The organism is Streptomyces sp. DG2A-72 (genome assembly GCF_030499575.1).
In the GTDB taxonomy this organism is placed as follows: domain Bacteria; phylum Actinomycetota; class Actinomycetes; order Streptomycetales; family Streptomycetaceae; genus Streptomyces.
Genome location: NZ_JASTLC010000001.1, coordinates 1,003,986 through 1,022,126, shown reverse-complemented (window position 1 = coordinate 1,022,126; position 18,141 = coordinate 1,003,986). Strand labels below are relative to the sequence as shown.

Here is an 18,141-nt window from a genome sequence, read left to right as displayed (position 1 = left end):
GCGTGGTGGCGCGTGCCGCCTCTCATGCCACCTGGTCGAAGAAGGTCAGCAGGGCGGCGGGGGAGTCGGGGCCGGTCAGTGCCTGTTCGGTCCAGATGCACTTGCCGGTCCCGGTGTAGCGGGCGCCCCACCGCTGGGAGAGGGCCGCGACCAGTTGCAGGCCCCGGCCGCCCTCGTCCGTTTCGGACGCCCGGCGGATCCGGGGGGTGGTGAGGCTGCCGTCGGAGACCTCGCAGATCAGGGTGCGGCTGCGCAGCAGACGGAGCACGACCGGGCCCTTGGCATGCCGTACGACGTTGCCCACCAGTTCGCTGACCAGCAGTTCCGTCGTCATCGCCAGATCGTCCAGGCCCCACTCGGACAGCTGCGCCCGGACCAGCTTGCGTGCCTCGCCGGCCGCCTGTGGCTCCGCGGTCAGCGGCCACACGGCGACCGCTTCGGGCGGCAGCCGGTGCACCCGCACCACCAGCAGGGCCGCGTCGTCGGCGGACTGCTGCTGTGCCGGGACCAGACCCGAGGTGAGCCGCTCGCAGAGCCGGTCGAGGTCGTCCGCGTCGGCCCCGCCGAGCAGCCGCGCGAGATGGGCCATGCCCGCGTCGATGTCCCGGCTGGCGGACTCGATCAGGCCGTCGGTGTACAGCACGAGCACGGAGTCCTCCGGCAGGGCGACCTCGACGCTCTCGAAGGGCGGGTCGGCGGCGCCCAGCGGGGGATCCGAGGCCACCGCCGGGAACTCGACCGTGTCGTCCGGCCGCACGACGGCGGGCGGCGGATGCCCGGCGCAGCCGAAGGCGCACACGCCGGTCGTCGGGTCGTACACCCCGTACAGGCAGGTGGCGTAGGAGTCGTCGCCGAGTTCGGAGACGACGTCGTTGAGGTGGGCCAGGATCTCGTCGGGCGGCAGTTCCAGATCCGCCAGCGTGTGGACGGCGGTGCGCAGCCGTCCCATGGTGGCCGCCTGGGGCAGTCCGTGGCCCATCACGTCGCCGATGACGAGGGCGACCCGGTCGCCGGAGAGCGGGATGATGTCGTACCAGTCGCCGCCCACGTCCATGCCCTGCCGGGCCGGCAGATAGCGCGCCGCGGACGTGCACGCGGGCAGCGGCGGCAGCGTCCGGGGGAGCAGACCGCGCTGCAGTTCCTGGGCGCGGATGTGCTCGGCGTCGAAGAGGCGGGCCCGCTCCAGGGCGTGGGCGACCAGGCCGCTGATCGCGACCAGCAGCGTGCGTTCCTCGCCGGTGAAGCGGCGTGGCTGCTCGAAGGAGATCACGCACACCCCGACCGGGTGGTCCGAGGCGATCAGCGGCAGGAACGCCCAGGCCGCCTTGGAACCCGCCGCGGGCTGCCCGGCCAGTGCCGGGTAGCGGGCCGCGTACTCCTGCGGGGAGGAGAAGAACTGCGGAGTGCGGCTGAAGAGCGCGTCCGTGACCGCGCTGCGTCCCGTAACGGGAAGGTGGTCGACCAGGTCGATGAACTCCTGGGAGTAGCCGACGCTGCCGACGACCCGGGTCCGCTCGTCCTCGATGACCTGCATCATCAGCCCGGCCGCGCCGAACGGCGGCAGCACATGGCGGGCGACCGCGTCCACGACGTCCTGCGAGCTGATCGCCTTGGCGAGCGCCGCCGTCAGTTCGCCGATGCGGGCGGCGCGGTCGGCCTGGGCGCGGGCGGCGGCCTCACGTTCGGTCTCCCGTACGCGCTTTTCGTGGATGTCGGTGAGGAAGAAGGCGAGGCCGTCGGGGAGCGGGACCAGCCGCAGATGGCACCAGCGCCCGGTGCCGGGGGCCAGCAGGTCGAGACCTGAGGGCGTGGACCTTGCGACCGCCTCCTCGCACAGCGCCCGCAGCCCGGGAACCCGCAGTGCGGTGAGGTCCCACACCAGTCGGCCGATCAGCTCCTGCCCGGCGCCGAGGACCCGCTCGGCCTCCTCATTCAGGAAGGTGATCCGCCACTGGTGGTCGAGGGTGAGGAAGCCGTCGCTCATGTGCCGCAGGGCGCGGCTGATCGCGTCGCGGGCGCTGCGGGACTCGGTGGTGTCCCATACGGTGCCGACCATGCCGACCGGTTGTCCGGTGTCCGCCAGCTTCACCCGGCCACGGACCTGGACCCAGCCGATCGTGCCGTCCGGGCGCTGCACCCGGTACTCGGTGCCGTAGGAGGTCCGCTCGCGCAGCGCCTTGGCGACCTCGGCGGTCACGAGCGGCCGGTCGTCGGGGTGGACGAGGTTCATCCAGGTCTCGGCCCGTCCGTCGAATTCGCCCGGTTCGAAGCCGAGCACGGTCAGTCCGGCCTGGTCCAGATCGACCTCCTCGGTGGTCATGGTCCACTCCCAGGAGCCGACGTGCACGGCATCGAGCGCCTGTCGCAGCAGGGCTCCGGGCTGCCGCTCACGCGGTGAGGGCTCCTTGGGCAGCAGCAGGGGACGGTCCAGCCGTCCGGCGACCCAGGCGGCGATGGCGTGCAGGAGGGTCCACTGGGTGGGGCGGGGGGCATGGTGTACGGCGGTCAGGACGGTGAGCGCGCCGAGCGGTCCGTCCGGTCCGGGCAGCGGAACGGTGGCCACACCGCGGTCCGCGCCGGGCCGTCCGCCGACGTCGGGGGCGGGTTCGGCGGGCAGCCAGCAGCGTGTCCCCTCGCGCACGGCACGCGCCGGGGGCAGGTCCCCGGTGTCCGGGACGCGCTCCCAGGGTTCGGTCAGTGCCGGGGGCAGCCCGCTGCTCACCAGCAGATGCAGTCCGCGCAGGCCCTCGGGCCCGCCCACGTGGATCAGGCCGCCGACCCCGCCGAGCTCGGCGACAGCGTGCTCCAGGGCGAGACGCAGCGCCTCTGTCACGGCCACGTCGTCGTCGATGGCGCGGAGTATGGCCATCCGCCCGTGCATACCCTCAATATACGCAGAGTGCAAAATTCTCGTCATGCACTGATGTGTCCCGATTCTGACGGGCCGCTCGACCGGCGGGGCACGCCAACATCGCCTCTGTCGCGCCCTGTTCAGCCGGCCTTCGGTCCCGGCGCTCCCACCCGCAGTCCGTCCATGACCAGGTCGAAGAGGCGGGCGGCGCGTGCCTCCCAGTCGCTGTGGGGGTCCATCGCGAACAGGCCGGAGATGGCGAGGATGAAGTCGTCCGCGGTGACGCCGGGGCGGATGGTGCCGGACTTCTCGGCGGCGCGGAGCAGGAGTTCGGCCGCGGAGGTCACCGGGGTGTGATCGGGCTTCGCCGCGGCGCCGGGCGCACTCGTGGCCTGGCGGATCGCGTCCGCCAGACCGACCTTGGCCATGGCGAACTGAGCGAGCCGGTCCATCCAGTCCCGCAGCGCCCGGTCGGGTTCCCGTGTCTCGAGCAACTGGTGTGCGCAGTCGGCGACCTGCTGCATCTCGTGGCGGTAGATCTCCAGGACGAGCGCCTCGCGGTTGGGGAAGTTCCGGTAGAACGTGCCCTGTCCGACGCCCGCCTTCTTGGCGATCGCGCTGAGCGGGGCATCGGCGGAGCGGGTCAGCTCGACGAGCGCCACTTCCAGGATGCGCTCGCGATTGCGCTGCGCGTCCGAGCGCAGCGGCGCGCCCTTCTTCTCCTTCACCCGTGGCCTCCTCGCGGGCTCGCCAAGGAGCCCGGCCTTGCTAAGCGGACAGGTGTCCGGTACGTTTCCTGATAGCGGACAGCTGTCCGGTTGGATCCCACCATAGCCGCGGCCGAACCGATCCAGCCACGTGCTGCGCTGCCTCTTCTGCCTCCCGACACCCCGGATTTTCCTATACGCCTGCCTGCCGGACCGCCTTCTCGGCGCACTCCGGAGCTGTGAAAGAAGGCTGATCATGGCCCCAGCCCCCGCATCGACGTATAGCGCCATCACCCTGAACATCAACGGCGAGAAACACACGCTCTCCGTCGACCACCGCACCACCCTGCTCGACGCGCTGCGTGAGCGCCTCGATCTCACCGGCACGAAGAAGGGCTGTGACCAGGGCCAATGCGGTGCCTGCACGGTCCTGACCGACGGCCGTCGAGCCGTTTCCTGTCTGCAGCTGGCGGTGGCCGTCGAGGGGCGTGAGATCACCACCGTCGAAGGCCTGGCCGACGGCGAACGGCTGCACCCGGTGCAGCAGGCCTTCCTCGACCTCGACGGCTACCAGTGCGGCTACTGCACGCCGGGCCAGATCTGTTCGGCCGTCGCGGTGATCGAGGAACACGCGGCGGGGTGGCCGAGCGCCGCCACCGACGACGTAAGGCCCGAGGCGGGACCGCCGCCACTGACCGCCGACGAGATCCGCGAGCGGATGAGCGGCAACCTGTGCCGCTGCGGAGCGTATGTGTCGATCGTGCAGGCGGTCGCCCAGGCGGCCGAGGCTCGCACCGAGACGACGGAGGCGGCGGCATGAGGGAGTTCGGCTATCAGCGCGTCCTCGACGTCTCCGGCGCCGTCGCGCTGCTCGACGCCGACCCTCAGGCGCGTTTCCTCGGCGGCGGCACCAACCTCGTCGACCTGATGAAGACCGGCGTCGAGCGGCCCGCCCGGCTCGTCGACGTCCGTGAACTGCCCCTGGACCGCATCGAGTCGACGAGCGACGGCGCCCTGCGGATCGGCGCGACCGTCACCAACAGCGACCTGGCCGCCCACCCCGAAGTCCGGCGCCGCTATCCGGCGTTGACGCAGGCGGTGCTGGCCGGCGCGTCCGGGCAGCTGCGCAACATGGCCACGGTCGGCGGAAATCTCCTCCAGCGCACCCGCTGCGGCTATTTCGCCGACGTGAGCCGGCCCTGCAACAAGCGTGTCCCCGGCAGCGGTTGCCCCGCGATCGAGGGCGAGCACCACAACGCGGCGATCCTCGGCGCCTCCGACCACTGCGTGGCCGTACACCCGTCGGACATGGGCGTGGCGCTCGCCGCCTTCGACGCGGTCGTGTCGTACGAAACCGCCGATGGGCCCGGGGAGTTGCCGCTCAGCGACTTCTATCTGCCGGTCGGTGACACCCCGCACCTGGAGACCGCCCTGCCGCAGGGCGCCCTGATCACCGGCGTCACCCTGCCGCCCGCGCCGGTCGCGGCCCACTCCCGCTACCGCAAGGTGCGCGAGCGTGCCTCGTACGCGTTCGCGATCGGCTCGGTCGCCGCCGCGCTCGACGTCGAGGCAGGAGTCGTACGGGAGACGCGGCTGGCTCTGGGAGCGGTCGCGTCGCGGCCGTGGCGGGCCCGGGAGGCCGAGCGGGTGCTGACGGGCGCACCGGCCGACGCCCGCACCTTCGAGGCCGCCGCGGACGCCGAACTGGCCGCGGCCCGGCCCCTGCCCCACAACGGATACAAGGTGACCCTCATGCGCAACCTCATGGTGGCCGTGCTGACCGAACTCGCCCAGGAGACCGCCCGATGACCACCGTCACCCCCCTGAAAGGCTTCGTCGGCACCGCGCACACGCGCGTGGAGGGACGCGACAAGGTCACTGGCGCCGCCCGCTACGCAGGAGAGATCCCCTTCGCCGAACTGGCCCACGGCTGGCTGGTGTTGTCCACGGTCGCCCGCGGCCGCATCCGTGCGATGGACACCGACGCCGTCCTGGCGATGCCCGGCGTCCTCACCGTCCTGCACCACGGGAACGCCCTGCACGTCGAGACCGACTACGCGGGGCTCATGGGGATGAAACCCGACCCGTCCGTCGCGCTCTTCCAGCACGACCGGGTGCCGCACGCGGGCTGGCCCGTGGCGCTGGTCGTCGCCCGGACCTCCGAGCAGGCGCGGGAGGCCGCCGAGGCGCTCGTGGTGCACTACGACCAGGAGCCGCACGACGTCGCGTTCTCCGACGGGCGTCCGGACGCCTACACGGCGGCGGACACGGCCGTCGCCCCGGCCGTGACCGCGAAGGGCGACCTGGAGGGCGAACTCGCCCGGTCCGCCGTCGTCGTGGACGCCGAGTACACCACGCCCGAGGAACACCACAGCCCGATGGAGCCGCACGCGGCCACCGCCCACTGGGACGGCGGCCGTCTCGAAGTCGTCGACTCCAACCAGGGCAGCATCTGGGTGCAGGGCGAACTCGCGAGCCTGTTCTCGCTCGACCCGGCCTCGGTGCGCGTGCGCTCCGAACACATCGGCGGCGGCTTCGGATCCAAGGGCGTCCGCGCCCACCAGGTGGCCGCCGTCATGGCCGCGACCGTCCTCCAGCGCCCGGTCCGCGTCGTCCTGACCCGCCGGCAGATGTTCTCGCTGGTCGGCTACCGCAGCCCCACGGCCCAGCGCATCAGGCTCGGCGCCGACCCCGACGGACGCCTGCGCGCACTGGAGCACCAAGCTCTCAACCTCTCCTCGACGGTGCACGAGTTCCTGGAGCCCAGCGCCCTGCCGGGCCGGGTGCTGTACGACGCCGACGCCCACCACACGGCCCACCGGATCGTACGGCTCGACGTGCCGACCCCGACCTGGATGCGCGCGCCGGGTGAGGCACCGGGGTCGTTCGCGCTGGAGTCGGCGCTCGACGAACTGGCCGAGAAGTGCGGCGTCGACCCGATCGACCTGCGCGCCCGCAACGAACCCGAGACGGGTCCCGTGTCCGGGCTGCCCTTCGCCGGCCGCCGGCTCCTGCTCGACTGCTTCCGGGAAGGCGCCCGCAGGTTCGGCTGGGCCGACCGCGACCCCCGCCCCGGCCTGCGCCGCGACGGCCGGTGGCTGCTCGGCACCGGCACGGCCGCGGCCACCTTCCACGCGGGCGCCTTCCCCTCCACGGCGGCGATGACGGCGGAGGCGGACGGCACCTTCACCGTCCGGATCTCCGCGTCGGACATCGGCACCGGCGCACGGACCGCCCTCACCCTGATCGCGGCGGACGCGCTCCAGGTGACTCCGGACCGCGTCCGCGTCCTGATCGGCGACAGCGACTTCGGACCGGCGATGATCGCGGGCGGCTCGATGGGCACCAGCTCCTGGGCCTGGGCGATCACCGCGGCGGCGGACGAACTGCGCGAGCGACTCGTCCCGGGTGCCGCCGTCCCGCCGGACGGCATCACCGTCCGCTCGGACACCTCGGCGGCCATCGCCGCCCTGTCGCAGAAGGAACGGCACTCCTACGGCGCTCACTTCGCCGAGGCCGCCGTCGACGTCACCACCGGCGAGGTACGCGTCCGCCGTATGCTCGGCATCTTCGCGGCGGGCCGGATCGTCAACCCGCTGACCGCCCGCAACCAGTTCGTCGGCGGGATGACCTGGGGTATCTCCATGGCCCTGCACGAAGAGGCGGTCCGTGACCCGGCCTCGGGCGCCCACGTCGGCGCCGACCTCGCGGGCTACCACTTCGCCGCCAACGCCGACGTACCGCTCATCGAGGCCGACTGGCTGCAGGAGGAACGGGACGCCGACGACCCCATCGGCATCAAGGGCATCGGCGAGATCGGCATCGTGGGCGCCGCCGCTGCCGTCGCCAACGCGGTCTGGCACGCGACCGGCGTACGCCACCGCAGTCTCCCGATCCGCCCCGACCGGGTCCTCCAGGCAGGCCGACATGCTTGACCTCGCCGCCGAGCTGGCCAAATGGACCGAGGAGGGCCGCGACTTCGCCGTCGCCACCGTCGTCTCCGTCGGCGGCAGCGCCCCCCGCCCACCCGGCGCCGCCCTCGCCGTCGACACCACCGGCACGGCCATCGGCTCGGTGTCCGGCGGCTGCGTGGAGGGCGCTGTGTACGACCTGTGCGTCCAGGCCCTCGAGAACGGCGAGACAGTCGTCGAACGCTTCGGCTACAGCGACGAGGACGCGTTCGCGGTGGGGCTGACGTGCGGCGGGGTGATCGAGGTCTTGGTCACGCCGGTGACACGGGACACCCCTGACCGGGAGGTGTACGAGGCGGCACTGTCGCAGGCAGCGCAAGGAGAGCCAACGGCGCTGGCCCGGGTGATAAGTGGACCGGCGGGACTTCTGGGCACGGCTGTGCTGGAGCTACCTAAGGGGCGCGGGGAACTGCGCGACCAGCCCCAGACGGCCCGCAGCCGACCCACAACCTTCCCCACCGAGCCCCTCACCCCCCTGACCGCCGAAGGCACCCGCACTGTCGAACTCGACGGCCTCACCCTCTTCATAGAGACCCACACCCCACCACCCCGCATGATCATCTTCGGCGCGATCGACTTCGCCGCCGCCCTCGCCCGCACCGGCAAGTTCCTCGGCTACCACGTCACCGTGTGCGACGCCCGCCCCGTCTTCGCCACCCGCGCCCGCTTCCCCGAGGCGGACGAGATCGTGGTCGAGTGGCCGGACAGCTACCTCCGGCACACGGAGACCGACGAGCGCACGGTGCTGTGCGTACTGACCCACGACGCCAAGTTCGACGTACCGCTGCTGGAGACGGCACTGCGACTGCCGGTCGCGTACGTCGGCGCGATGGGCTCACGCCGTACGCATGCGGACAGGGAAGAGCGACTGCGTGAAGTCGGGCTCACAGAAAGCGAGTTGGCCCGGCTGCGCTCACCCATCGGCCTCGACCTCGGCGCCCGCACACCGGAGGAGACCGCGCTGTCCATCGCAGCGGAGATCGTCGCGACTCGGCGCGGCGGGACGGGTGTACCGCTCACCGATTCAGGGACGCCGATTCACCGTGCCGTGCCTACCGCGGCCATCACGGCGATCACGGCGAGGGAGGCGACTGGTCGGTCCGGGCGGCGCGCTCCGTGTTCCTCTTCTTGATGCGGGCCGCTTCCTTGCGGACCTCGGCCTGGGTGGCCCGCTCCTTCTCCAGCCACTCGGGCATGTCCCTCTTCAGGGCCTCGATCTGCTCGGTGGTGAGGGGTTCGGTGATCCCGCCGCGCCCCAGACCCGCGATGGACACGCCGAGCTTCGCCGCGACGACCGGACGCGGGTGCGGGCCGCCTGCGCGCAGGTCCTGCAGCCACTGTGGCGGATCGGCCTGGAGCGCGTTCAGCTCGGCACGCGAGACGACACCCTCCTGGAACTCGGCGGGGGTGGCCTCGAGGTACACACCCAGCTTCTTCGCCGCGGTCGCGGGCTTCATGGTCTGGGCGGTCTGGTGCGACTTCATGCTGTCAAGACTAACGACCGGGCAAGAGACCTCCGACCACGCCGGGTAACCTGGCGGAGTGACAGGCTCGGAAAGTTCCCCCTCGTTCCGGCTCGCGTACGTCCCCGGGGTGACGCCCGCCAAGTGGGTGCGGATCTGGAACGAGCGCCTGCCCGACGTCCCGCTCGACCTGGTCGCCGTACCGGCCGCGGAAGCATCCGACGTCTTGCGCGAAGGGGGCGCGGACGCGGGTTTCGTACGGCTCCCCGTGGACCGTACGTTCTTCAGCGCGATCCCGCTCTACACCGAGACGACGGTCGTCATGGTCCCCAAGGACCATCTGGTGACCGCCGCCGAGGAGGTGTCCGTCGAGGATCTCGCCGACGAGGTGGTGTTCCACCCCCTGGACGACGTCTTCGACTGGGAGCGCCCGCCCGGGCAGCCCGCCTTCGAGCGCCCCGCCACCACGCAGGACGCCGTCGAGCTGGTGGCGGCGGGCGTGGGCCTGCTCGTCGTACCCCAGTCGCTCGCCCGTCTGTACCACCGCCGGGACGTGACCTACCGGCCCGTCGTGGACGCCCCTCAGTCGAGCGTCGTCCTGTCGTGGCCCGAGGAGGCGACCACCGAGCTGGTCGAGGACTTCATCGGGATCGTCCGCGGACGGACGGTCAACAGCACGAGGGGACGTACGCAGCCTGCTGCTCAGCCCCAGCCCCAGCCCCAGTCTCAGCCGAAGGCCAAGCGGGCCGAGACGTCCGGTGCCCGGCGCAAGCCCGCGCCGGGCAAGACGACAGGAAAGCCCACGCGCGGCGGCGGTGGCGCGAAACGCGGCAAGCCCCGCCGCCGGTCGTAGCCCGAGGCTCACTTCGGCGGCAGGCTCGCCGCGAACGCGTGTCCCTGATCGACCCACGCCCCGAGGTCGGCGTCCTCCGCCAGCGCGGAGCCGTCGACGAGGATCCAGCCGCGCATCGGCCGTCCCGTCATGTCGAAGACCCGGGTACCGGGCCGGGCCAGCGCCGCCTCAGCGGCGTCCGGGCCGACCCGGACCATGAGGTCGTCGCCGCTCACCCCGACGGCCATGTTGCCGCGGTGCAGGAAGGCTAGGCCGCCGAACATCTTCTTCTCGGTGACCTCCGGGTCCGGGCCCAGGTGCGCCCTGATCCGCTCGGCCAGTCCTTCGTCGTACGCCATGACGTTCCTCGTTCCTGGAGTCCGCGGTGCCGACTCCAGGATCCCCGCGCGGGGCGGCGGGCGCGCGCCGTCTGTCAGGACACGAACGTCGCCCTTTCCGCCGTGGCGACGACGGTCCGCCCGTTCGCCCGGCTGAGCAGGCCCGCCGACACCCATGCGTTCACGGAGGACCGCACCCGGGCGACCAGCGCGGCCTTGGTGGCGAACGGAGCCCCGGCCCAGACCTCGTCGAGCAGCGTGGTGCCGTCGGTCTTCGCGGGGTTCGCGACGCCGGAGTCCCTGGTGCCGAAGACCACCCTGGGCTCCGAGCGCCGGAAGTAGGCGTGCGTCGGATCCTCGGTGCCCTCGGCGAAGGGGGCGAACTCCGTGCCATCGAGGGTGTAGTGGAGCGGCTTGCCGCTGACCGGGGTGAGGGTGGGCAGCAGGTCACCGGAGAGCGCGGCGTTGCGGTACAGGCCGAACTGCAGATGGCTGGTGGAGGAGTTGCGGGCGACCAGGTTCACCGGGCCGTAGAACAGGGTCTGCAGGGACGGATCGTCGAGGGCCTTCTCCACCCGGAGCCGGAAGGGGAGGGTGACGCGCACGGTGTCGCCGCCGCGCCAGGTGCGGGAGACGGTGAAATAGCTTCCGGCCGTCGGAGTACCGCTGACCGCTTCGCCGTTGACCGTCACCCGGAAGCCGCGGGCCGCCCAGGACGGCACGCGCAGCCGCAACTCGAAGGAGGCCCTGCCGCCCCCGATGGTGAGCGTGCTGCCCTGCTCCTTCGGATAGGCGGTGGTCTGGCCGACCGTGACGCCCTTCTCCGCCCACGTCAGCGTGGACGGGCTGTAGAGGTTGACGTACAGGGCGCTGCCGTCGGCCTTCTTGAAGTACACCGAGTCCTGGTACTTGGTGGCGCTCTCCATGCCGGTGCCCTCGCAGCAGGTGGTGCCCTGCTTGGGCGTGTAGTCGCGGACATGGCCGGGCGTCAGACCGATGAAGTACGTGACGAGCGGCTTCTCCGCGTCCGCCTTGTCCTGCTTGGAGCCGAGCACCTGGTTGTAGAGGGCCCGCTCGTAGTAGTCCATGTACTTCGGGTCCTGCTCGTGGAAGAACAGCGTCCGGCTGAGCTTGAGCATGTTGTACGCGCAGCAGCTCTCGGCGGTGGTCTCGCCGATCGTGCCCGCGATCACGCCCCGGGCCCGCCAGAACTCTCCGGTGCTGGTGCCGCCGATGCCGTACATCCGCACCGGTACGACCATGCCCCAGAAGTTCTTCGCGGCAGTGAGGTAACGGGCCTCGCCCGTCGCGTCGTACAGCCGGACCAGACCCGTGAAGATCGGTATGTGCTGGTTGGCGTGCAGCCCGTCGAGGGTGTCGGTGTTCGCGGCGCAGGCGTCGATGAGCTTGTCCAGGTCGAACAGGCGGGCCAGCGCGAGGTGTTCGGCCTTGCCGGTGAGCGTGTGCAGATCGACGATCGCCTCGACGATGCCGCCGAACTCACCGCTGGAGAACAGGCCCCACATGCGTTGCAGGGTGGCCTCGGGCAGCTGCGACAGCCGGGAGTACATCCAGTCGCCCATGCCCGACGCGAGGTCCAGCGCCCGGCTGTCGTCGGTCGCGGCGTGCGCGTCCAGCAGCCCCCGGAGGATCTTGTGGGCGGTGTAGTAAGGCGCCCACACCCGCGTGTAGTCGCTGGCCGTCATCGACTCCAGCTGGATGAACTGCGTCTCGGGGTACGCCGCCAGGAACCCGGGATGGCTGGGCGCGCCCCAGGCGCGGCGCAGCGTCGCGGTCAGCCCGCGGCCGGAGGCGTCCGCGAAGGCCGAGCCGGTGGTCTCGTCGAAGGCGTACGACGCCAGGTTGCCGCGTCCGGCCGAGGAGTCGGCGGCCCGGCTGCTCTGCAACTGCGTGATCTCGGCGGCGGTCAGGGCACGCGACCAGACGTTGAACTCGTCGAAGGCGCCCGCGAAGACGGGGTCGGTGGAGAAGTTGGAGCGGCCGAGCCAGTTGTTGGTCAGGGTGCCGAGTACGGCCGGCGTGAGGGTCATCGCCGTGTTCTGCGCCACGGCCGTGCCGTTGACGTAGAGGGTGCCGGTGCCGCCCGCGAGCGTGACCGCGAGGTGGCTCCACTGGTTCAGCGGCAGCGCGGCCGTGCCGTCGATGCCCTGCTCGCCGCCGGGGCCGCCGGTCGTGATGGCGAAGCGGGGGACGCCGTTCGCGTTGCGTGCGGCCAGGTACAGGTAGCGCGTGGTGTCGTTGCCGAAGTCGAAGATCCGGGCCCAGTTGCCGTCATGGGTGGGCTTCACCCAGGCGGACAGGGTGATCGCGGAGGCACCGCCGAGGATGGCGGAGGGGAGATCGACGTACTGGTGGGAGCCGCGGACGTTCTCCGCCGCGGTGCCGAACTTCCCGGCCGCCTTGAGTACCACCGGGTCGTGGCGCAGCGCCTCGCGCACCTGTGTCAACGCCCCGACCATCGTGCGGATCTTGTCGGCGAAGACCTGCTCACCGGTGCCGGCGAAGGCCTGCGACAGCATCGTCATGAAGTGCCCGGTGTAGTGGCCGCGCAGATTGCCGTTGGCCTCGCCGTCCAGCCCTTCCCAGCCGCCCGGCGCCACCGCGCCGCCCGTGGCGAGCCCGGCGTTGGCGCGGAAGACCTGGAGCAGCCGGTTCACGTCGTAGCCGCGGGCGTGGTCCAGCATCAGCTGCCGCTTGTCGGCGAACACCCCCTGCCCGAGCTGCACTTCGTCGAGCGCGAAGGGCTGCGTGGTCCAGGTGGCGGGTGCGTCGGCCGCGGTGGGTGTGGCCGGTGCGGCGGCGGCCCGGCCGGAGGCCGCGAAGGAGAGCGGTGAGGCCGTCGCCGCGAGGGCGGCGGCCTGGAGAAGGAATCGTCTGGAGAGGGGCGGTGCCATGTTGCTCCTCCGCGAATCGACTTGCCGATGTGGGTCGATATTTCGAACGTCGTACGAGTGATCGACCAGACGATAGGGAGGGGACGGGTGAGCGTCAACGGGTCGGGAGCGTTCGGTTCCGGCCGCCTGCGCCCGGCACCGGGGGAACGCTTGCCCGCGCCGCAGGCGCCCCCGGGTGGCAGAGTCTGCCCCGTGGACTGGGGGATCCGCGTGCGCGAGCCCGAGCCGGCGCTACTGGCCACGGCCGCACAAGAGGCGGCGGACGGGGCCGGATCCGTGGCGCTCGTCTTCGGGAGGCCGGGATCGGCAAGTCGAGCCTGGTCAAGGCGATGCCGGACCGGCTGCCCGGCGGGGCACGCGTCCTGGTGGGCCAGTGCGACGACCTCGCCACCCGACGGCCCCTCGGCCCGTTCCGCGACCTCATCGGCAGCATCGGCGCCGAACTGGCGCAGGCAATGGGTCCAGGATGCCAACCGTCATTTCCCTGCCGCGCGGCCGATCGACTCGACCAGCGGCAGCAGCCGGTGCGGAACGCGTTCACGCAGGGCCACCTCGCTCCGGGTGCGGACGACGCCCGGCAGGCTGATCAGTTTCTGGATCACGTCTTCCAGGTGCGCGTTGTCCCGCGCCACCACCCTCGTCAGCAGATCCCCGCCGCCCGTGATCGAGAAGGCCTCCACGATCTCCGGTACGGCGGCCAGCGCATCGCCCACATCGTCGAGATGGCCCTGTGTGACCTCGATGTGCACGAACGCCAGCACCGGATGGCCGAGTGCGGCGGGGGAGAGCGTGGGGCCGGTCCCGGTGATCACGCCGTCCCGCTCCAGCCGGTCCAGGCGGGCCTGCAACGTCCCGCGGGCAACGCCGAGGACACGGGCGTACTCACGCACGCTCGTCCGGGGTTGCTCCAGCAGCAGCCGCAGGATGCGGGTGTCGAGCTCGTCCACGGCCATGGCGCTCGGCCTCCTCGTCCCTGGTCCGTTGGCTCGTCGATGGATGAGCCGGATCCGATATGTCTGTGCCAATGGTCCAGCATTCCAAGCACCACTTGAGCCAGGGTGCGCCTTGATGCTGCAATGGACATGTCGATGGCGCTGCGGATCCCGCGGCGCCTTTTTCATGCCGTTGTCCAAGGGGGCGGGAAGCAGTGCTGAAGAGGGTGTTCATGGCTCCGGACCCGGGGCGGCTGCGGCTGCGCTTCGCCGCCCGGGCCGTCCTCGGCGTCGGCCTCGCGGTCGTCGTCTGCGGCCTCGCCGGCCACTCCCTCGCCGGTGCCGTCACCGGCGGACTCGCCGCGCTGCTCGCCCTGTTCACCGTCACCGACGCCACCGTTCGCGGGCAGGCGCTCACCACCGTGCTCCTGCCCGCCGTCGGCCTGCCCGTCCTAGCCGCCGCGGCCGAGCTGCACGATCAGCCCGGGGCCCGGGACCTCACCTTCCTCGCCGTGGTCGGCGCGGGCGTGTACGCGCGCCGCTGGGGCCCGCGCGGACACAGCCTCGGTGTGTTCGCGTTCATGACCTACTTCGTGGCGCAGTTCCTGCACGCGACCCCCGGGCAGCTGCCCGAGCTGTACGCCGCCGTCCTCCTCTCCGTCCTCACCGCCTCGGCGGTCCGCTTCGGGCTGTGGTGCTACGAGCGCCGGCTGCCCCCGGCCGCCGTGCCCGCCCCGCCGGCCGGCACCGGCCTGGCCCGCGTGACCACCCGCCAGGCGATCCAGGCGACCGCCGGCGCGGGCTTCGCCCTCGTCGTGGGCCAGTTGCTGTCCGGAGAGCGCTGGTACTGGGCCGTCGGCGCCGCCTGGTGGGTCTTCGTCAACACCACCTCGCGGGGCGAGACCCTGGTACGGGGCTTCCGCCGCGTCCTCGGCACCGTGATCGGCGTCGGCCTCGGCCTGCTCGTCGCCGTCCCCCTGCACGGGGCCGCCGTCCCCACGGCCGTCCTGCTCGCCGTCTGCGTGTTCGGCATCTTCTATACGGCCGCCGTGTCCTACACCTGGATGATGCTCTGCGTGACGGTGCTCGCCGAGCTGCTCTACGGCCTGCTGGGCGTCCTCGATCCCGCCCTGCTCGCGCTGCGGTTCGCCGAGACCGGCGTCGGGGCGCTCGGCGCCGTCCTGGCCGTGCTCTTCGTGCTGCCCGTCACCACCCACACCGTCACCGACGCCTGGATCCGGCGGGCCCTGCGCTGCGTCCACGCCTGCACCGCCGAGGCCGCCGCCCGCCTCGCCGGAAACGAAGGCGCCGACCCCATCGCCCGGGTGGCCGAACTGGAGCAGCTGCTCGGCCGCGTACGGCTCTCGGTCGCCCCGCTCGTCCACCCGCTCAACCCGATGCTCGGCCGCAAACGGCGCGCCCGCCGCGTGCTCGCCCTCCTCGACGACTGCGCCCGCGAGATCCGCGGCCTGGTAGCCGTCGCCGCCGACCCCGAGGCATCGCACGACGCGCGCCTCGCCGCGGCCTGCTGGCGCGTCGAGGCCGCCGTCGAGGCGCTCACCGGCGGGGGCGACGTTCCCGTGTCTGCCATCGAGGCCACCGCGACGGAGCCGGCGCTCGCCCACCTCCATGGCGTGGAGCGGGCCCTCGCGGACCTTGCGAAGCCGCTGCGAGCACCATTGCGCTCGCCCCTCGTCGGAGCGTGAAACCCCTGGCGGCCCCCTATTTGGTCTAGACCGATCGTGATCGACTGCTAGCGTCACCCCCGACAACACAGGGCGCCGAGAGGGGACAGCGGTGGCAGACGGCGGCAGGCGGCAGCGGCGGGCCTTCATCGGGTCGTTCACGGCGGCCGGGGGCGCCGGGATCGTGACGGCGGCCGTGGATCCGGACACCGGCGCGCTCACCGTTCTCGGCAGCGTGGAGACCGTGCCCGACCCCTCGTATCTCGCCCTTTCGCCTGACGGCAACACGCTCTACACGGTCAGCGAGACCGCCGACGGCGCGGTGGCCGCGTACCGCGTGACCGGCGACAAGCCCGAGCCGGCCGGCTCTCCGGTGCCGGTCGACGGCAGCGGCCCCACGCACCTGAGCCTGTTCACCGGACACGTCCTGACCGCCAACTACGGCTCCGGCAGCGTCACCGCCGTGCCCCTGCGAGCCGACGGCACCCTCGCCCCGGCTGCGTCCGGCGTGCTCCGGCACACCGGCTCCGGCCCGCACACACCGCGCCAGCAGGGCCCGCACGCCCACCAGGTGCAGCCCGACCCGAGCGGCCGGTGGGCCGTCAGCGTGGACCTCGGCACGGATTCCGTACGCGTGTGCACGCTGACCGACGGGAGCCTCGAGGTGCACCGGGAGATCGCCCTGCGCCCCGGTTCCGGGCCCCGGCACCTGGCGTTCCACCCGCGCGGCTCGTACGCGTACGTGCTGAACGAGTTGACCCCAACCGTCACCGTGTGCCGCTGGGACGCAGCAGACGGCTCGCTGAAACCGCTCGCCGAGACTCCGGTGCTGGCCGGGCAGTCGGCCGGTGACGCCTACCCGTCGGGCATCGTCGCGTCGCCCGACGGCCGCTTCGTGTGGACCGCCACCCGCGGTGAGGACGTGGTGTCCACGTTCGCCGTCGAGGGCGAGGAGCTGCGGCTGGTGGGCACGGTCACCTGCGGCGGCCACTGGCCACGGGCCCTCACCGCGGCGGACGGCTTCCTCTACGCCGCGAACGAGCGCTCCGGCGACGTCACCTGGTTCACCGTCGACCCGGACACCGGCCTGCCGCGACCCGGCGGGCTGATCGAGGTGACCGCCGCTTCCTGCGTGGTCATCGGCTGAACCCGGCCCCGGAACGGCGAGGGCCCGCTCCCGGGCGCCCCGAAGGGGCGCGGGGAAGTGCGCGACCAGCCACGACGAACCCGCGGTCGACGCACCGGACTCCCAGCGGAGCGCTGACGCACCGAACGTCCAGCGGAGCGCTCAGCGCACCGGCGAGCCCTGCGGCTGCTGCGGGGCGATGCCCAGCGCCGTCGTGTACTTGGCCGCCGCGTCGATCAGGCCCGGGTCGATCTCGGGGCCGATCGGGGAACTGCGCGACCAGCCACGACGAACCCGCGGTCGACGCACCGGACTCCCAGCGGAGCGCTGACGCACCGAACGTCCAGCGGAGCGCTCAGCGCACCGGCGAGCCCTGCGGCTGCTGCGGGGCGATGCCCAGCGCCGTCGTGTACTTGGCCAGCGCGAGCTTGCCGATCGCGGGGTAGGGGCCGAGCGCCTCGGCGGCGGAGCAGCCCGCTTCCTTGGCCGCCGCGTCGACCAGGCCCGGGTCGATCTCGGGGCCGATCAGATAGGGCGCCAGCGCCAGCTGCTGCGAGCCCGAGGAACGCAGCTGCTCGGCGACGGACGAGATCGAGCCGTCCTGATCGAGCGCCGCCGCCATCACCGGCACCGCGAGGCGCGCGGCGAGCAGCATGCCGGTGATCCCGGCCGCCTGCACGGCCTCCTCACCGCCGACCGAGGCCAGGATGATGCCGTCCGCGGCGGTCGCCACGGTGAACAGACGGGCGCGGTCGGCGCGGGCCAGACCGGCCTCCGACAGGCGCACGTGCAGCGCCTCGGCGAGCAGCGGGTGCGGGCCGAGCACATCGGTCAGATCGGCCGCGACGCGGCTGTCCATGACCGCCTGGCGGACCCGGCGCAGCAGTGCGCCGTCCGGCCCGGCGAGCAGCGGTACGACGACGGCGACGGGGCCGTCCGGCTCCTGGGCGTCCACACCCGCGGCGCGCGCCTGCTCGTAACGGGCCGCGCGCTCCTGGGCGGCGTGTGCGAGCACGGACGTGAGCGTGGGGAACTCCGCGTCGTCCCCGTCCAGATACCCGATCCGCGCGTCCAGGCCGGGGAGCTCGGAGCGGGCGATGCTCACGACCTCCTCGGAGAGGCCGCGCGTGGCGGCGCTGGGCGTGCCCGGCACCGCGAGGACGAACGCGGGCGCGCCTTCGGGAGCCGCCAGGGGCTCGGGTCGGCGGTGCCGCCCGGGCTGACGAGGTCGCGGCATTCGTACTGGCAGGCCGGACGCGGGCCCAGTGGGGGAGCTCATGGCGACGCATGTTACTGGCTTCCTGGGCTTCCCTGTTCGGGG

15 protein-coding genes are annotated in these 18,141 nt (G+C 72.4%); 7 read left to right on the top strand and 8 right to left on the bottom strand.

Annotated elements, in window-relative coordinates:
* Positions 1 to 22 precede the first annotated feature (22 nt).
* Together QQY66_RS05065 and QQY66_RS05060 are read right to left on the bottom strand one after the other, a co-directional pair.
* Positions 23 to 2,869, bottom strand: a complete 2,847-nt coding sequence (locus tag QQY66_RS05065; RefSeq protein ID WP_301977845.1) for a SpoIIE family protein phosphatase — start codon at positions 2,867 to 2,869, stop codon at positions 23 to 25.
* 122 nt (positions 2,870 to 2,991) lie between these two features.
* Complete coding sequence (locus QQY66_RS05060; protein WP_301977842.1) at positions 2,992 to 3,579, bottom strand: TetR/AcrR family transcriptional regulator; 588 nt, start codon at positions 3,577 to 3,579, stop codon at positions 2,992 to 2,994.
* Between the two features lie 235 nt (positions 3,580 to 3,814).
* Here QQY66_RS05060 and QQY66_RS05055 point away from each other — a divergent pair, with 235 nt between their 5' ends.
* Genes QQY66_RS05055 through QQY66_RS05040 form a run of 4 tightly spaced genes read left to right on the top strand, consistent with a single transcriptional unit; the run spans position 3,815 to position 8,661 of the window.
* Positions 3,815 to 4,378: a 2Fe-2S iron-sulfur cluster-binding protein gene (locus tag QQY66_RS05055; protein WP_301977839.1), complete on the top strand. Its 564-nt coding sequence runs from the start codon at positions 3,815 to 3,817 to the stop codon at positions 4,376 to 4,378.
* Positions 4,375 to 5,367, top strand: coding sequence for a xanthine dehydrogenase family protein subunit M (locus tag QQY66_RS05050; RefSeq protein ID WP_301977837.1), 993 nt, complete (start codon positions 4,375 to 4,377; stop codon positions 5,365 to 5,367). Before QQY66_RS05055 ends, QQY66_RS05050 begins: the two co-directional genes overlap by 4 nt.
* On the top strand, positions 5,364 to 7,493 hold the full coding sequence (locus QQY66_RS05045; RefSeq protein WP_301977835.1) for a xanthine dehydrogenase family protein molybdopterin-binding subunit: 2,130 nt from the start codon (positions 5,364 to 5,366) through the stop codon (positions 7,491 to 7,493). Before QQY66_RS05050 ends, QQY66_RS05045 begins: the two co-directional genes overlap by 4 nt.
* Entirely contained in the window at positions 7,486 to 8,661 is a 1,176-nt protein-coding gene (locus QQY66_RS05040) for an XdhC family protein (protein WP_301977832.1), read from the top strand. Before QQY66_RS05045 ends, QQY66_RS05040 begins: the two co-directional genes overlap by 8 nt.
* On the opposite strand, the gene QQY66_RS05035 is transcribed toward QQY66_RS05040, so the two are convergent.
* The gene (locus tag QQY66_RS05035; RefSeq protein WP_301977830.1) at positions 8,603 to 9,013 is read right to left on the bottom strand and encodes a DUF5997 family protein; all 411 of its coding nucleotides are present in this window, start codon (positions 9,011 to 9,013) and stop codon (positions 8,603 to 8,605) included. The two genes, QQY66_RS05040 and QQY66_RS05035, sit on opposite strands and share 59 nt — an antisense overlap.
* 58 nt (positions 9,014 to 9,071) lie before the next feature.
* Between QQY66_RS05035 and QQY66_RS05030 the strand changes: the two genes are divergently transcribed.
* Positions 9,072 to 9,845, top strand: a complete 774-nt coding sequence (locus QQY66_RS05030) for a LysR family substrate-binding domain-containing protein (RefSeq protein WP_301977828.1) — start codon at positions 9,072 to 9,074, stop codon at positions 9,843 to 9,845.
* Positions 9,846 to 9,853: 8 nt separating this feature from the next.
* On the opposite strand, the gene QQY66_RS05025 is transcribed toward QQY66_RS05030, so the two are convergent.
* From QQY66_RS05025 to QQY66_RS05015, 3 genes are all read right to left on the bottom strand, one after another.
* Entirely contained in the window at positions 9,854 to 10,183 is a 330-nt protein-coding gene (locus QQY66_RS05025; protein ID WP_301977827.1) for a TfoX/Sxy family protein, read from the bottom strand.
* Positions 10,184 to 10,257: 74 nt separating this feature from the next.
* On the bottom strand, positions 10,258 to 13,077 hold the full coding sequence (locus QQY66_RS05020) for a beta-L-arabinofuranosidase domain-containing protein (protein ID WP_301977826.1): 2,820 nt from the start codon (positions 13,075 to 13,077) through the stop codon (positions 10,258 to 10,260).
* A 476-nt stretch (positions 13,078 to 13,553) separates the two neighbouring features.
* The gene (locus QQY66_RS05015; RefSeq protein ID WP_301977825.1) at positions 13,554 to 14,030 is read right to left on the bottom strand and encodes an Lrp/AsnC family transcriptional regulator; all 477 of its coding nucleotides are present in this window, start codon (positions 14,028 to 14,030) and stop codon (positions 13,554 to 13,556) included.
* A 194-nt stretch (positions 14,031 to 14,224) separates the two neighbouring features.
* Between QQY66_RS05015 and QQY66_RS05010 the strand changes: the two genes are divergently transcribed.
* Together QQY66_RS05010 and QQY66_RS05005 are read left to right on the top strand one after the other, a co-directional pair.
* Positions 14,225 to 15,715, top strand: coding sequence for an FUSC family protein (locus QQY66_RS05010; RefSeq protein WP_301977823.1), 1,491 nt, complete (start codon positions 14,225 to 14,227; stop codon positions 15,713 to 15,715).
* A 91-nt stretch (positions 15,716 to 15,806) separates the two neighbouring features.
* Positions 15,807 to 16,841: a lactonase family protein gene (locus QQY66_RS05005; protein WP_301977822.1), complete on the top strand. Its 1,035-nt coding sequence runs from the start codon at positions 15,807 to 15,809 to the stop codon at positions 16,839 to 16,841.
* A 141-nt stretch (positions 16,842 to 16,982) separates the two neighbouring features.
* Here the strand turns inward: QQY66_RS05005 and QQY66_RS05000 are convergent, their stop codons facing one another.
* Positions 16,983 to 17,129: a hypothetical protein gene (locus QQY66_RS05000; RefSeq protein ID WP_301977821.1), complete on the bottom strand. Its 147-nt coding sequence runs from the start codon at positions 17,127 to 17,129 to the stop codon at positions 16,983 to 16,985.
* Between the two features lie 46 nt (positions 17,130 to 17,175).
* Positions 17,176 to 18,099 carry a sirohydrochlorin chelatase gene (locus QQY66_RS04995; RefSeq protein WP_301977819.1) on the bottom strand — a complete coding sequence of 308 codons (924 nt, stop codon included), beginning with the start codon at positions 18,097 to 18,099 and terminating at the stop codon, positions 17,176 to 17,178.
* Between the last annotated feature and the right edge of the window lie 42 nt (positions 18,100 to 18,141).